Origin of the sequence: Roseobacter denitrificans OCh 114 (assembly GCF_000014045.1) — a bacterium.
GTDB classification, from domain to species: domain Bacteria; phylum Pseudomonadota; class Alphaproteobacteria; order Rhodobacterales; family Rhodobacteraceae; genus Roseobacter; species Roseobacter denitrificans.
On the sequence record NC_008209.1, the window covers coordinates 536,785 to 551,113 of the forward strand.

The 14,329-nt window shown below is 58.2% G+C and carries 14 protein-coding genes and 2 riboswitches; of the genes, 11 read left to right on the plus strand and 3 right to left on the minus strand.

All coding sequences use genetic code 11. The features are described from left to right. Positions 1 to 115 precede the first annotated feature (115 nt). Positions 116 to 985: a branched-chain amino acid aminotransferase gene (locus RD1_RS02565; RefSeq protein ID WP_011566880.1), complete on the plus strand. Its 870-nt coding sequence runs from the start codon at positions 116 to 118 to the stop codon at positions 983 to 985. A 4-nt stretch (positions 986 to 989) separates the two neighbouring features. Beyond that, entirely contained in the window at positions 990 to 1,346 is a 357-nt protein-coding gene (locus tag RD1_RS02570; protein WP_044032901.1) for a YybH family protein, read from the plus strand. A 35-nt stretch (positions 1,347 to 1,381) separates the two neighbouring features. Here RD1_RS02570 and RD1_RS02575 read toward each other — a convergent pair whose 3' ends face one another. Next, on the minus strand, positions 1,382 to 2,356 hold the full coding sequence (locus RD1_RS02575) for a DMT family transporter (protein ID WP_011566882.1): 975 nt from the start codon (positions 2,354 to 2,356) through the stop codon (positions 1,382 to 1,384). A gap of 66 nt (positions 2,357 to 2,422) precedes the next feature. After that, positions 2,423 to 3,523: a chorismate synthase gene (aroC, locus tag RD1_RS02580; protein ID WP_011566883.1), complete on the minus strand. Its 1,101-nt coding sequence runs from the start codon at positions 3,521 to 3,523 to the stop codon at positions 2,423 to 2,425. 93 nt (positions 3,524 to 3,616) lie between these two features. Then, positions 3,617 to 3,718, plus strand: a riboswitch (TPP riboswitch). A 37-nt stretch (positions 3,719 to 3,755) separates the two neighbouring features. Between aroC and RD1_RS02585 the strand changes: the two genes are divergently transcribed. Genes RD1_RS02585 through thiQ form a run of 3 tightly spaced genes read left to right on the plus strand, consistent with a single transcriptional unit; the run spans position 3,756 to position 6,947 of the window. Next, positions 3,756 to 4,736 (plus strand): thiamine ABC transporter substrate-binding protein, encoded by a 981-nt coding sequence (locus RD1_RS02585; protein WP_011566884.1) that lies wholly within the window; start codon positions 3,756 to 3,758, stop codon positions 4,734 to 4,736. Beyond that, complete coding sequence (locus tag RD1_RS02590; protein WP_011566885.1) at positions 4,712 to 6,268, plus strand: thiamine/thiamine pyrophosphate ABC transporter permease ThiP; 1,557 nt, start codon at positions 4,712 to 4,714, stop codon at positions 6,266 to 6,268. The genes RD1_RS02585 and RD1_RS02590 overlap by 25 nt, the downstream gene beginning before the upstream one ends. Then, a complete protein-coding gene (gene thiQ, locus RD1_RS02595) occupies positions 6,255 to 6,947 on the plus strand; it encodes a thiamine ABC transporter ATP-binding protein (protein WP_044032902.1) in 693 nt (230 codons plus the stop codon). The genes RD1_RS02590 and thiQ overlap by 14 nt, the downstream gene beginning before the upstream one ends. Positions 6,948 to 7,046: 99 nt before the next feature. Here the strand turns inward: thiQ and RD1_RS02600 are convergent, their stop codons facing one another. After that, on the minus strand, positions 7,047 to 7,493 hold the full coding sequence (locus RD1_RS02600) for a 6,7-dimethyl-8-ribityllumazine synthase (RefSeq protein ID WP_011566887.1): 447 nt from the start codon (positions 7,491 to 7,493) through the stop codon (positions 7,047 to 7,049). Between the two features lie 80 nt (positions 7,494 to 7,573). Next, positions 7,574 to 7,726, minus strand: a riboswitch (FMN riboswitch). 63 nt (positions 7,727 to 7,789) lie between these two features. Here RD1_RS02600 and RD1_RS02605 point away from each other — a divergent pair. The 6 genes from RD1_RS02605 to RD1_RS02630 all read left to right on the plus strand — a co-directional run bounded on the left by RD1_RS02605 (position 7,790) and on the right by RD1_RS02630 (position 14,115). Then, positions 7,790 to 8,416 (plus strand): FMN-binding negative transcriptional regulator, encoded by a 627-nt coding sequence (locus tag RD1_RS02605; protein ID WP_011566888.1) that lies wholly within the window; start codon positions 7,790 to 7,792, stop codon positions 8,414 to 8,416. Between the two features lie 42 nt (positions 8,417 to 8,458). Continuing rightward, entirely contained in the window at positions 8,459 to 9,061 is a 603-nt protein-coding gene (locus RD1_RS02610) for a glutathione S-transferase (RefSeq protein WP_011566889.1), read from the plus strand. Between the two features lie 206 nt (positions 9,062 to 9,267). Next, on the plus strand, positions 9,268 to 9,828 hold the full coding sequence (petA, locus tag RD1_RS02615; protein ID WP_011566890.1) for a ubiquinol-cytochrome c reductase iron-sulfur subunit: 561 nt from the start codon (positions 9,268 to 9,270) through the stop codon (positions 9,826 to 9,828). Between the two features lie 12 nt (positions 9,829 to 9,840). Continuing rightward, positions 9,841 to 11,184, plus strand: a complete 1,344-nt coding sequence (locus tag RD1_RS02620; RefSeq protein ID WP_011566891.1) for a cytochrome b — start codon at positions 9,841 to 9,843, stop codon at positions 11,182 to 11,184. Between the two features lie 71 nt (positions 11,185 to 11,255). Then, entirely contained in the window at positions 11,256 to 11,987 is a 732-nt protein-coding gene (locus tag RD1_RS02625) for a cytochrome c1 (RefSeq protein WP_050759044.1), read from the plus strand. Positions 11,988 to 12,924: 937 nt separating this feature from the next. Continuing rightward, on the plus strand, positions 12,925 to 14,115 hold the full coding sequence (locus RD1_RS02630) for an MFS transporter (RefSeq protein ID WP_143090238.1): 1,191 nt from the start codon (positions 12,925 to 12,927) through the stop codon (positions 14,113 to 14,115). Positions 14,116 to 14,329: the final 214 nt, after the last annotated feature.

A 14,329-nucleotide genomic window follows, 5' to 3' on the forward strand; every position in this document is an offset into this window, starting at 1 on the left:
ACATTCCAAGAGCGAAGGGATATCGAATCGCAGGTTTTGCGCAATTTTATGTCCGATGCGGACCAATCGGCGCAACTTATGAAAAATGCGATGGGGAATCAGGGAAGGAAAAACCATGGCCGGTGCCTATAATGATCGTGATGGACATATCTGGATGGATGGCCAGATGGTAGATTGGCGCGATGCAAATGTGCATATTCTGACCCATGCCATGCATTACGCGTCCTCCGTTTTCGAAGGGGAGCGGGCCTACAACGGCAAGATTTTCAAAAGCCGCGAACATTCGGAGCGTCTTAAACGGTCTGCTCAGATGATTGATTTTGAAATTCCTTATACCGTTGACGAGATCGAAGCCGCCAAGGTCGAGGTGCTGGAAAAATCCGGGTTGCAGGACGCCTATGTGCGCGCCATCGCATGGCGCGGCGCCGGCGAGGACATGGGGGTCGCTTCGGCGCGTAACCCGGTCAGGCTCGCGATTGCGGCATGGGAATGGGGTGCCTATTACGGCGACGCCAAGATGAAGGGTGCAAAGCTGGACATCTCCAAATGGAAACGCCCCAGCCCTGAAACCATTCCAAGCCATGCCAAGGCGGCCGGTCTTTACATGATCTGCACCATGTCGAAACACGCGGCAGAGGCCAAGGGATGTTCGGACGCCATGATGTTTGACTATCGTGGCTATGTGGCCGAGGCGACGGGAGCCAACGTCTTTTTCGTGAAGGACGGCGAAGTACACACCCCTGACCCTGACTGTTTCCTGAACGGGATCACACGGCAGACAGTGATCGGGATGCTGCGCGAGAAGCAGATCAAGGTGCATGAACGCCACATCATGCCAGAGGAACTTGAAGGGTTTGAGCAATGCTGGCTGACGGGCACAGCCGCCGAAGTCACGCCCGTGGGTCAGATTGGCGATTACAATTTCGAGGTCGGCAACCTGACCCGTGACATCGCGCAAAGCTACGAAACCCTCGTTCGGGCCTGACCGAATGGACTACGCGGCCTTCGCTGTTGAATGGGAGGCCGCGTGGAATTCTCATGCCATCGACCGGATCATGGCGCATTATGCGCTCGATGTTGTGTTTCGGTCGCGCAAGGCGATGCGGCTGGTCGGTCAGGGTGAAATTCGCGGGCGCGACGCGCTGCGCGACTATTGGATCAAGGCGCTGGATCAACAACCCGGCCTTTCTTTTATCGTCACGAATGTGTTCATCGGTCATGCGATGATTGTCATCACCTATCGCAATCAGAACGACGTTGAGGCGGCGGAAACACTGCGGTTTGGTCCGGATGGTCTGGTGATTGAGGCGTCGGCCTGCCACAGGGTCCCTTCCCATAGCCTCTGACGAAGCACAAGAAAAATCGCCTAACACCTGACGACTCAGGGCGTCCCGGAGGGTGGGACGTTTGGTTTTGATTTGCTGCGGTCCAGCCCGAGTTGCCTTTCGCGCCAGATGATCAGGACGCCACCCGCGATCACGAGGCTCGCGCCGATGAGGATGGGTCCGGTGGGCAACTCGCCGAAGGCGATGTATCCGATGAAGCTGGCAAAGATCATCGAGGCATAGTCAAAAGGTGCCAGCATCGACGCGCTGCCAAAACGGTATGAGGCCGTGACCATGATCTGTGCGATGCCACCGATCAGGCCCGACAGGATCAACATCCAGATGACCCATGCCGGGGGTGCAGTCCATGCCAGCACATCCAGCCCCGTCGCCCATCCCAACGGCAGCGTGAGCAATCCCAGCGTCGAGGCGGTGATGGAAAAGTAAAACACGATGGAGGCCGTCGTGTCAGTCTGCACAAGGCGGCGCACATGGATCTGGACCATCGCGCGCAGGATCGAGGCGATCAATACCAGAATGGCACCTATGGTCGCTGCCGATGTCACATTATCCGCGCCGACGGACAGGCGGGGGGCGATGACGATCATGACGCCGATCAGACCCAATGCAACCGCGGACAGCCTGACGATGCGCACGCGCTCGCCGAGGAAAATCGCGGCGAAGAGCACGGCAAAGAGGGGTGTCGCGTACCCGATGGCGGTCACTTCAGGCAGCGGCAACAGACCAAGCCCGGCAAAGGTCAGCCCCATCGCCGATGTGCCAAAGATGCCGCGCCAGACATGCCCCATCAGATTGGACGGCACCAGCCCCTGTCGCAACTGGCCCCGTTGCCACAACCATAGCACCAGCACCGGCAGCGCAAAGAAGGAGCGGAAAAACACGGCCTGACCGGGGGGCACGTGGGGAGATACGGATTTGATCAGCGCCGCCATGACCATGAACAGAAAGACCGCGCAGAGCTTCAGGGCGATTGCGCGGCCGGGTTTGTTTTGGGTCAGATCGGTTGCCATGGTCCTTCTGTGCGCGCCCGTCCTGCAAAGATCAAGCGTTTGGGCACGGCGCTGAATGCATGGCTGCTACCCGATATGGCCTTGATTTTGGCCAACCTGTCCCCGGTGCAGCAGCAGATGGTCGAGCAAAACGCAGGCCATCATCGCTTCTCCGACCGGAACGGCACGAATGCCGACACAAGGGTCATGGCGGCCCTTGGTGATGATCTCGGTGTCTTCGCCGCTTTTGGTGATCGTCTTGCGCGTGGTCAGGATGCTTGAGGTCGGTTTGACGGCAAAACGCACCACAATATCCTGCCCGGTGCTGATACCGCCCAGTATCCCGCCGGCATGGTTCGATGAATACTGTGGGCCATCACGTCCCATCGAGATTTCATCGGCGTTCAATTCACCGGTCAGCATGGCGGCGGACATACCCTCACCAATCTCGACACCCTTGACGGCGTTGATGCTCATCATCGCGGCGGCCAGATCCGTGTCGAGCTTTGCATAGATCGGCGCACCCAGACCTGCGGGGACCCCGCGCGCGACGACTTCGATCACCGCGCCGACGGAACTGCCCGACTTGCGCAGCCCATCGAGGTAGCTTGCCCACTCATCCGCCGCCTGCGCATCAGGCGTCCAGAAGGGGTTGGCGTCGATCTGATCCCAGTCGAACCGGGAGCGGTCGATTTCATGCGCGCCCATACGCGTCATGTAGCCTTTGATGTCGATCCCCGGTGCGATGGACTTGATCGCCTCGCGCGCCAGCCCACCGGCGGCTACACGGGCTGCTGTTTCGCGCGCCGAGGACCTGCCGCCACCCCGATAATCGCGCACACCGTATTTCTGGAAATAGGTGATATCCGCATGGCCGGGGCGGAATTTATCCTTGATATCACCGTAATCCTTGGAGCGTTGATCCGTGTTCTCGATCATCAGTTGAACCGGCGTGCCGGTCGTGACCCCTTCGAAGGTGCCGGAGAGGATTTTGACCTCATCCGCCTCGCGCCTTTGCGTGGTATATTTGTTCTGCCCGGGTTTGCGTTTGTCCAGCCAGTGCTGAATTTTGCCCGCGTCAATTGCGACACCGGGCGGGCAGCCATCCACAGTGGCACCAAGGGCGGTGCCATGGCTTTCACCCCACGTGGTGACACGGAAAAGATGGCCAAATGAATTCATCGACATCGACGGTGCTCCTTTAGAACAGGTGCTTAGCCGCGCAGACCGAGCGCCTCAAGCCCTTATCGCTTGCCAAGCCCCGCCGCGCGTATTACCTCACTGCGTACCTCGGGGGGCCAATCCGGCTGAGATGCGCACGCGCGCGGACCCGTAGAACCTGAACCGGTTAGAACCGGCGGAGGGAAGGTTGAGCATATCATCCTCTTTCGCCGTTCGACGCATTTGAAAAGGATAGATCATGCGAAGAACTCTGATAACTGCTGGCATCGTGTTGGCCTCGCAGGCTGCGGCTGAAACACCTGTGCTTACCGTCTACGCGGGCGATTACTTTACCTCCGAATGGGGGCCCGGCCCGATGATCGAAACCGGGTTTGAAGAGATTTGCGGGTGTGATCTGCAGTTTTCGACCGGTGATCTTGTGCCGCGGTTGCTGTTGGAAGGCGCGCGCACCAAGGCTGATGTCGTGATGGGTCTGACGTCGGATGTGACATCCAAAGCACGCGCGACCGGCTTGTTTGCACCGCATGGGCAAGACAACGGGGCGCTGACACTGCCGGTTGATTGGACGGATGACACCTTCTTGCCATTCAACTACGGGCATGCGGCCTTCGTTTACAATACAGCGACAGTTGCCAACCCGCCCGCGAGTTTCGAGGCCATGCTGGACATGCCCGACGATGTAAAAATCGTCATTCAGGACCCGCGCACCTCCTTGTCGGGTCTGGCGCTGGTGCTTTGGGTGCAATCGGTCTTCGGTGATGATGCAGGCGCGGCCTGGGAAAAGCTGGCGCCGAACATTCTGACGGTGACCAAGGACTGGTCGGCCAGCTACGGCATGTTCACCGATGGCGAAGCAGACATGGTGCTGAGTTACACGACCTCACCCGCCTACCACATGTTTGCCGAGGATGATTTCACCAGAAAGGCCGCGATTTTCCCCGAGGGTCACTATTTCATGGTCGAAACCGTCGGCAAGATCGCAGCGACGGATCAGCCCGAACTGGCCGATGCCTTCATGGCCTATGTGATGAGCGAGAGCTTCCAATCCTCGATCCCGCAGGCCAACTGGTCGTTGCCATCTGCGCTGCCGCAGGATCAATGGCCCGAAGGCTGGGCGCAGCTGCCGCTGCCGGACAAGGTGTTGTTTTACTCCGAAGCGGACGCAACCGCGCTTCAGGCAGAAGCCATCGAGACATGGCGCGCAGCGCTCAGCCAATAAGCGGACACGCGGGGATCGTCGCGGGCACTTTGGTGGTTGCGGCGGTCCTGCTGGCGTTTCTTGGCATCGGTTTGCGGGCCGAGGCGAGCGCGGGCTTCGGGGCGGCGGAATGGCAAGCCATCCGCTTCACCGTTGTGCAGTCCGTCCTGTCCGCGCTGATATCCGTGGCGCTGGCCATTCCGCTGGCTCGTGCGCTGGCGCGGCGTGACCTGCCGGGACGTCAGTTGCTGATCACCTTGCTGGGTGCGCCCTTTATCCTGCCGGTCATCGTGGCGGTTCTGGGTCTGCTGGCAGTCTTCGGTCGCAATGGGTGGGTGAATGCCGCCTTTGGCACCTTGGGTCTGCCGCCGGTGTCGATCTATGGCTTGCACGGAGTGGTATTGGCCCATGTGTTCTTCAACCTGCCGCTGGCCACACGCCTTTTGCTGCAAGGCTGGCAGAGCATCCCGGCAGAGCGGTTTCGCCTTGCCGCGCAACTGAACCTGTCGCCATGGGTGATCTTTCGCACCATTGAGGTGCCGCTGTTGGCCCGTATTCTGCCCGGTGCGGCTGCCTTGATCTTTGTGATTTGTCTGACGAGCTTTGCGGTTGCTCTGACACTGGGGGGCGGGCCGCGCGCGACGACGATCGAACTGGCTATCTATCAGGCGTTCCGTTTTGACTTTGATCTGTCAAAGGCGGCTTTGCTGTCGGTGATCCAGCTTGTTCTGGCGGGCGGCGCTGCCGTGCTGGCGCTTTGGATCATCCCGCAGATATCGCTGACCGGCGGGATGGACCGACCCGTGCAACGATGGGACGGGCGCGGCGGTCTGCAACGGTTCGGGGACGGCGTCGCGATCCTGCTCGGTGCCGGGTTTTTGTTGCTGCCGCTTTTCTCGGTGGCGGTGTCAGGGCTGATCGGCCTGCCAGAGGTGCCCGCCTCGGTATGGCGCGCGGCGCTGACATCGCTTTGGGTGGCTGGTATCAGCGTATGCGTTCTGTTGGCCGTTGCGCTGCCACTTGCCGGCTGGATCGCCATCCATGCGCGTGGCAGTGTTGAGGCCATCGGCCTTTTGGGTCTGTCTGCATCACCATTGATGATCGGCACCGGGTGGTTCATCCTGATCAACCCGATTGCCGATCCTGTCAGTCTGTCGCTTTTGGTAACCGCAGTGGTCAATGCACTGATGGCGCTGCCCTTTGCGCTGCGCATCGTGGTGCCGGGGATTCGTGAGGCGCTGCAGTCGCATGGGCGGTTGTGCATGACCCTGAACATGACCGGGTGGACAACGTGGCGCTGGGTGATCCTGCCGCGAGCGCTGCCGCAGATCGGGTTTGCCGCTGGGCTGACGGGCGCACTGTCGATTGGGGACCTTGGCGTCATCGCATTGTTTGCGGACCCGGATCGCACAACGCTGCCCTTGCAGATGTATCGCTTGATGGGGGCCTATAAGACCGAAGCGGCGGCGGGTGCTGCGCTGATATTGCTGGCCATGGCGCTCGGTATTTTCTGGAGCTTTGACAGAGGGGCGCGCTGGTATGCTCGTACTTGACAACGTATCAATCGCCCAAGGCAGCTTCGCGCTGGACGCGGATTTCACGGTGCAACAGGGGCGCAAAGTTGCGGTGATCGGGCCCTCTGGTGCGGGGAAGTCAACCATTCTGGGCGCGATCAGTGGCTTTATCCCGCTTGCCCGCGGGCGTATCCATCTGGCGGACAAGGACGTAAGCGACGCGCCACCCGGTGATCGGCCCATCGCGATGCTGTTTCAGGACAACAACCTGTTCCCACATCTCAGTGTTGCGCAAAACGTCAGCCTTGGTTTGCGCCCCAACCTCAAGCTCAGCGCGGATGACAAGGCGCATGTTGCCGCCGCCATACGTCGGGTTGGCCTCGCGGGGTTTGAGGCGCGCCTGCCGGGGGCCTTGTCAGGTGGGCAGCAAAGCCGCGCGGCACTGGCGCGCGTTCTCGTGCAGAATAAGCCGCTGGTGCTGTTGGACGAACCCTTTGCCGCGCTTGGTCCTGCCTTGCGACATGAGATGCTTGATCTGGTCGCGGCGCTTGCGGGGGAAACCGGGGCCACGCTGCTGATGGTGACACATGCGCCAGAAGACGTCGCGCGGATTGCAGATGATGTGATCTTTGTTGAAGGCGGGCGCGCGCACGCGCCTGCACCTGCGGCGGATCTGATGAACAACCCGCCGCCTGCATTGCGCGCCTACCTTGGTTAAAGCGTCATGCCAAAAACCCGGATCACCCAGTGCTGTCTGAAATCAGAGATTTCACCGCGTCATGTGATATGCGCTGTGCCCGGTATTTCGTCGGACGCTTCAGGCGGCGTTGCGCGCGCTCAGTGACTGACGGGTTTTCAGGATTCCCAAGGCCGCTTGTGCCGCTTCGCGCCCCTTGGTGACGAAATGACTGCGGTAGATCTCGTTGTGATGATCGGTTTCCTGATAATGATGCGGTGTCAGGGATACGGATAACACCGGCACACCCGTGTCCAGCCCCGCGCGCATGAGGCCATCCACGACCGACTGGGCCACGAAATCATGTCTGTATATACCCCCATCCACGACAAATGCGGCGCAGACCACGGCATCATATCGCCCGGTGGCTGCAAGATCACGCGCCATCAAGGGCATTTCAAACGCGCCGGGCACGTCGAAAACATCGACCTGTGCTGCGGGAATTATCTCGGTAAAGCCATCCAAGGCCCGGTCGACAATATCGGCGTGCCATTGTGCTTTGACAAAGGTGAAGCGGGTGTGTGTCATAGTGATCTCCTTTTTTGCGGTCGACACGTCCACCCAAGGCGATCACGTCCGCGAAAAGGCACAGGCGTGCCCTCTTGCGGTCGCATTCTCTTTCATCCGGACTATGACCGTCGGCTCTGGCATCTCACCAGATCTGCTGAAACCCTTCAGTTCGGGAAAGGCCGCTCGCGGGCTCGTAAGGTCACGCCCCACATACCGCCGGTGGGGAATTTCACCCCGCCCTGAGAATACGCCAAGGTTGCCAATAGTTTCAAAAATCTGCAAGACCAAATGCGACACACTGCGAAGGCAAAACGATGCACCCCAACCCGGCTTTTCACACGCGACAAGAGATCGAAAACCTTGCCTTCGCGCGTGAACGCGGGTTCGGCGTGCTTGCGGTGAATGGTGAAGATGGCCCGCTTTTGTCCCATATCCCGTTTCTGGTGGATGAGGACGGCAAAACGGTCTGGCTGCATCTTGTACGCTCCAACCCGATTGTGCGCGCGCTGAGTGAGAAACGCCCGGCGAAGATCGCCGTGTCGGGCCCCGACAGTTACATTTCGCCCGACTGGTATGGTGTGATTGATCAGGTGCCCACATGGAATTACGTGGCTGTGCACCTCACCGGAGAGCTTGAACTGCGCCCGCAAGAGGAATTGCACGGCATTCTGGATCGGCAATCTGCACATTTCGAGGATCGACTTGTTCCCAAAACACCATGGACGACAGATAAGATGTCGGATGGCGTGATGACCCGCATGATGCGCGCGATTGTGCCTTGCCGGATGGTTCTGTCGGCGGTTGAGGGAACTTGGAAGCTCAATCAGAACAAAGCGCCCGAAGTGCGACAGAGCGCTGCCGATCATGTTGACGCCTATGGTCAGGGCACCGAGTTGAAACTGTTGTCGGCACTGATGCGCGCGGTGGATGGACAGACCTAGCTGCTCTGATACCATCCATATATACATAGTGAGGGCCATCCGATGAGACTATACCATTCGCCAGCGTCACCGTTCGTGCGCAAAGTCACCGTTTTGCTGCATGAGCTTGGTCAGACCGATGCTGTGACGCTGAAAACGGTCACGACGACAGCGCTTGCGTCGGATGAGGCGCTCAAGACGGCCAATCCGCTGGCGCGTTTGCCTGCGCTCGAACGGGACGACGGCATCACGCTCTATGACAGCCGCGTCATTACCGCCTATCTGAACGATCTGTTCAACGGCGGGTTTTATCCGCAGAATTCATCGCGCTGGGAAACACTGACGCTGGAAGCGACAGGGGATGGCATGATGGATTCGGGTGTCGCCATGGTCTATGAGACACGCCTGCGCGACGCCGAACAGGTCTCACAAGCGTGGATCGACGCGCAGTGGGCAAAGATCGAGCGCACGCTTTTTGCCCTGAACACGCGTTGGATCAGCCATTTGTCAGGCCCTTTGACGATGGGGCAGATTTCGGTGGCCTGTGCCTTGTCCTACCTCGATTTTCGGCACGACACGCGCAACTGGCGACAGGGAAACGAAGCACTCGCGAAATGGCACGCGGGATTTGATTCGCGCCCCTCGATGCGTGCGACTCACCCTTGAACGGCATGAACCTTTCTGAACCGTTCAAAAAAACAGGCCCAAAACGGGTTTTTGTCAAAAACATTAGGGGACTGCGACGGTTTGCGCGTGCAAGGTCACTAGACTGAAGTAGGTCGCGGCGCTACATACCCCGTCAAGCTACTGCCGCGCCTTGCGTGGCCAAATCGCTATTGGCCGGAAAATCGGCCCCGAAGAGGAGTAAACCTGTGTCGCATGCAGAAGACCACGAAGGCACCCGGCGGGATTTCCTGTACTACGCTACGGCAGGTGCCGGTGCAGTAACCGCGGGGGCCGCGATCTGGCCTTTGGTCAATCAAATGAACCCGACCGCGGATGTTTTGGCCTTGTCATCCATCCGGGTTGATGTGAGCGGCCTTGAGCCGGGCACGCAATTGACCGTGAAATGGTTGGGCAAACCCGTATTCGTCCGTCGCCGGACCCAAGAGGAAATCGACGCCGCGCGCGCCGTGGACCTTGCCGATCTGCCGGACCAATTGGCGGAAAACGCCAATATCGCGCCTGATGCGGATGCATCCGATGAAAACCGTTCGCTGGATGAAAGCGGCGAATGGCTTGTCATGATGGGTGTTTGCACGCACTTTGGCTGCGTTCCACTTGGCGATGCGGGTGATTATGGTGGGTGGTTCTGCCCCTGCCACGGGTCACATTACGACACTTCGGGTCGTATTCGCAAAGGCCCGGCACCAACAAACCTGCCGGTACCAACAGCAGTATTCGTGGATGATACCACGATCCAACTCGGGTAAGGGAGAAAACGAATGGGTGGAATTCCTCACGATCACTACGAGCCAAAGGCCGCCTGGGAGAAAAGTCTCGCCAAGCGTTTGCCGATTGTTGGCTTGATGTACGACACATTGATGATCCCGACGCCGAAAAACCTGAACTGGATGTGGATCTGGGGCATCGTCCTCACGTTCGTTCTGGTTTTGCAGATCGTTACGGGCATCGTTCTGGCAATGCACTATACCCCGCATATTGACCATGCGTTCGCCTCGGTTGAGCATATCATGCGCAACGTGAACGGCGGCTACATGCTGCGCTACATGCACCAAAACGGGGCATCGCTCTTCTTTGTGGCGGTCTATGCGCATATTCTGCGCGGTCTCTACTACGGTTCATACAAAGCCCCGCGCGAGATCACATGGATCATCGGCATGTTGATTTATGTGCTGATGATGGGCACGGCCTTCATGGGCTATGTTTTGCCATGGGGTCAGATGTCCTTCTGGGGCGCGACCGTTATCACAGGCCTGTTCGGCGCGGTTCCATTCGTGGGTGAAGCGCTGCAAACATGGCTGCTGGGCGGACCAGCGGTCGATAACGCGACGCTGAACCGGTTCTTCTCGCTGCACTATCTGCTGCCCTTCGTCATTCTGGGCCTCGTGATCGTGCACATCTGGGCCTTCCACACCACCGGGAACAACAACCCGACCGGTGTTGAAGTGCGCCGCACGTCCAAAGAAGAAGCCGAAAAAGACACACTGCCCTTCTGGCCTTACTTCGTCATCAAGGACCTCTTCGCGCTGGCAGTGATCTTGGCGGTGTTCTTCGCGGTCGTTGGCTTCATGCCCAACTACCTCGGTCACCCCGACAACTACATCGAAGCCAATGCGCTGTCGACGCCTGCACACATCGTGCCTGAATGGTACTTCCTGCCGTTCTATGCGATCCTGCGCGCGTTCGATGATACCGTCTGGGCGGTGCAGCTTGTGTCCTTCCTGACCGGTGGCATCGTGGATGCGAAATTCTTCGGCGTGCTTGCAATGTTTGGCGCGATCGTCGTGATGGCGCTGGCACCATGGCTCGACACATCGTCGGTTCGCTCCGCACGCTACCGTCCCATGCTGAAGTGGTGGTTCTGGGTGTTCGTCGTGAACTTCTTCGTTCTGATGTGGGTCGGCGCCATGCCTGCCGAGGGCATCTATCCAGTCATCGCTTTGATTGGGTCTGCCTATTGGTTCGCATACTTCCTGATCATCCTGCCCTTGCTGGGTGTGATCGAGAAACCGCTGGCACGACCAGAAACCATCGAAGCCGACGTCGCCGCTCAAAAAGCTGCTGCAAACGGCGGATCGCAACCGCTGGCCACACCGGCCGAGTAAAGGAACAAGGTACAATGTTCAGAAGACTTATACTGAGTGCTGTGGCGACCTTTGGGTTTGCCACGGCGAGTATGGCGGCTGGCGCCTATGATACGCACATCGAGGATTTTGATTTCTCGTTCGAAGGACCTTTCGGGACCTATGATCAGAACCAGCTGCAGCGTGGCCTTCAGGTTTACACCGAAGTTTGTGCCGCATGCCATGGACTGAAGTTCGTCGCGATCCGCTCGCTTTCCGAAGAGGGTGGACCGGCGATGCCCGAAGACCAGGTCCGGGCCTATGCAGAGAACTTCGAAGTCTACGATGAAGAAATCGAAGACTTCCGTCCGGCAAAACCATCGGACCACTTTCCAGAATCCGGTTTGGAAAATGCACCGGACCTCAGCCTGATGGCAAAGGCGCGTGCAGGGTTCCACGGGCCTTACGGTTTGGGGATCAACCAGTTCTTCAAAGGTATCGGCGGACCTGAGTATATCGCGTCTCTCATGACCGGTTACACAGGTGAAGAGAAGGAAGAGGCAGGGATCATCCTGTATGAGAACACGGCTTTCCCCGGCGGCTGGATATCGATGGCACCGCCATTGGATGATGAACTGGTTGAGTATGCGGACGGTCACCCCAATGACTTGCACAACCTGTCGGCAGACGTATCCGCGTTCCTGATGTGGACCGCTGAACCCAAGATGATGGCGCGCAAGCAAGCCGGATTTGTCGGCGTATTGTTCCTGACGATCCTGTCGGTGCTCTTGTATCTGACAAACAAGCGCATCTGGGCGCCTGTCAAAGGCAATAAGTCAGCCTGATACCCCGTCACTATACTGCTAAAAAGAAACAACCCCCCGAGCACGAGCAGCTTGGGGGGTTGTCCGTCTGCACCTCTTATAAAGGCTAATAACAGACCCTGGGGAGAGTTAAAATCAGAGGGGCATCCACAAAACGTCGGCTTCGCTGGCCTTAGGCCACTCAAAAAACCAACCAGATTCCCCCTCTGGACCGTGAAATAATTTCCCTTGTTACCTGTGAAACACCTGTTGCGAGGTCTTCTACTGTTTACCGGTCACTTCAATACCTAATGAATACCTAACATCTGATTCGAGTTCTGTGATCTTGTTCACATAAGGTCGAATTTAAAGCGTTTGACGAAACATCTGAAACATCAAATGTCACGTAACACATTGAAATCCTTGATTTCAGGCGGCGTCAGGTTCTTCAGGTTTTTCGCATGCCGCTTTGCCTCAGAAATCTGGCTGATACACGCGTATCCGCGTGTTGCGCATGACGTGATGGCTTTGTCGCGTGAGCGACGCTGTTGGGTTTCTGCAGTAACGCCAGCGTCACGGGTTGGATACAGGCACAAGACAATCCGGAATTCGCTTTCGTGCTCCGAAACTCGGCGCAGAAGTACTGAACATCGCAAGCTTGACCCCGGCACCTGATAAACGCGCACCAACTGTTACGCATGAATTCTCGCCACGCTGATGGCGCAAGGTGAATGTAACCCGCCGCTGGTTTCAGGAAACCGTGCGACCGACCAGCCTGTCTTTGTGAAAGGAATACTGTCCTTTGGTGCCATGCACCCATTGTGCCGTTCAAGGGGTTGATCGTTTGAACGTATCAGCAACCGGAAGTCCAAGCGCCGCGGATTGGCCAGCATAAACGCAGATCGGGCGGCAGTGCTGAAGATGCTCCCTATCGCCCTATACTCTTTCACAGTGCACTCCATCCAAAGGCCTGAAGATTGTGTCGGTCAGATCTATCCTTCTCAATCGAAACTTTGCAGGCTTGTTGGTCGCGAACACAATCCTTGGCACGGCGTTTCCCATTCAGTTGATCCTCGGAGGGCTGGCGGGACTCGTGCTGGCACCCAGCCCGACGCTGGCAACACTTCCCGCGTCGATCCAGACACTGGCGGGCATGGTCGCGGCTGCGCCGATTTCGCTCCTGATGGGGCGTATGGGGCGACGCGCCGGTTTTGCCCTTGGCGGTTTGATGACGCTGATGGGAGCAACAACAGCCACACAAGCCCTCTACGCTGACAACTTCGTGCTGCTTTGCGTCGCGCATTTTCTGATGGGCGCAGGTTGGGCTTCGTTTCAGTATTTCCGTTTCGCTGCGGGTGAAGTGGTTGAGAAGAAGTGGCGACCAGTGGCAATCTCACTGATGTTGAGTTCGCTTTTGATCGCGGCAATCGGTGGTCCGCAACTCTTTATTGCTGCGAAAGACATACTCGCCCCTGTCCCATTTGCCGGGGCATATGTGGCCACAGGTCTGATTGCAGTGCTCGGCCTCGTCCCGCTTTTGGCTGTGCAGATGCCGCAACCAAAGGGATCATCGCAGGATACGCCAGCACGCAAGTTCGCGCCACGCGCTGCACTTCGCAGACCAGCCATCATGCATGCGGTCGGGATTGCTGCGGTGTCTCAAGGGGTGATGGTCTTTTTGATGATCCCGACACCGATCGCCATGGTCGGATGCGGGTTCAGTGAGGATACTGCGGGCGACGTTGTGCGCTGGCACATCGTTGCGATGTTCGCGCCCAGCTTCTTTACGGGCTTTCTGATCAAACGTTTTGGGGCATCCACCGTAGCGATCACCGGGCTGATCATTATCGTCGCAGCGGCGGTTGCCGCCACGCTGGGTCTTTCCGCAATGCACTTTTACGGCGCATTGATAGTGTTGGGGGTAGGTTGGAACTTTGGTTTTATCGGTGCCACGGCAATGTTGGACGCCGCCGTCAGCGAAAATAAAAAGGCTACGGTTCAGGGCGCCAACGACACCATTATCGCATTGGTTTCGACCATCTGCGCATTTGCCGCAGGCTTTGTTGTATCGAGCCTCGGCTGGGTTTTTCTCGCCATGATTTCAGGTGGCGTTGTTGTTCTGGCGCTTGGTGTGTTGTTTGCGGACCGGGCGAGAGTATCGCATACCTAGAGTCTCGATGTCAGGCAAGCGCTGGACGCCTGCGCCATCGTACCTTTGCGGTTTGCCTGCAACCGCACCGCCGGTGAGGGTCGCGATTTGCGAACCGGTGCGCAGAACGAAGGAGCGGTCAGCCCAAGAGGTGCAAGGGCGCAGGCCGTCTTGAATTTTCAGACTTTGTGCGCATGGTGATTTTGTGGCGAGCAACGGCGCCTTGTGCAAGACG

Excerpts from the sequence above, each read along its gene's own strand:
- RD1_RS02565 (WP_011566880.1), top strand. The coding sequence starts at position 116 with ATGGCCGGTGCCTATAATGATCGTGATGGACATATCTGGATGGATGGC.
- RD1_RS02570 (WP_044032901.1), top strand. The coding sequence starts at position 990 with ATGGACTACGCGGCCTTCGCTGTTGAATGGGAGGCCGCGTGGAATTCT.
- RD1_RS02575 (WP_011566882.1), bottom strand. The coding sequence starts at position 2,356 with ATGGCAACCGATCTGACCCAAAACAAACCCGGCCGCGCAATCGCCCTG.
- aroC (WP_011566883.1), bottom strand. The coding sequence starts at position 3,523 with ATGTCGATGAATTCATTTGGCCATCTTTTCCGTGTCACCACGTGGGGT.
- RD1_RS02585 (WP_011566884.1), top strand. The coding sequence starts at position 3,756 with ATGCGAAGAACTCTGATAACTGCTGGCATCGTGTTGGCCTCGCAGGCT.
- RD1_RS02590 (WP_011566885.1), top strand. The coding sequence starts at position 4,712 with ATGGCGCGCAGCGCTCAGCCAATAAGCGGACACGCGGGGATCGTCGCG.
- thiQ (WP_044032902.1), top strand. The coding sequence starts at position 6,255 with ATGCTCGTACTTGACAACGTATCAATCGCCCAAGGCAGCTTCGCGCTG.
- RD1_RS02600 (WP_011566887.1), bottom strand. The coding sequence starts at position 7,493 with ATGACACACACCCGCTTCACCTTTGTCAAAGCACAATGGCACGCCGAT.
- RD1_RS02605 (WP_011566888.1), top strand. The coding sequence starts at position 7,790 with ATGCACCCCAACCCGGCTTTTCACACGCGACAAGAGATCGAAAACCTT.
- RD1_RS02610 (WP_011566889.1), top strand. The coding sequence starts at position 8,459 with ATGAGACTATACCATTCGCCAGCGTCACCGTTCGTGCGCAAAGTCACC.
- RD1_RS02620 (WP_011566891.1), top strand. The coding sequence starts at position 9,841 with ATGGGTGGAATTCCTCACGATCACTACGAGCCAAAGGCCGCCTGGGAG.
- RD1_RS02625 (WP_050759044.1), top strand. The coding sequence starts at position 11,256 with ATGGCGGCTGGCGCCTATGATACGCACATCGAGGATTTTGATTTCTCG.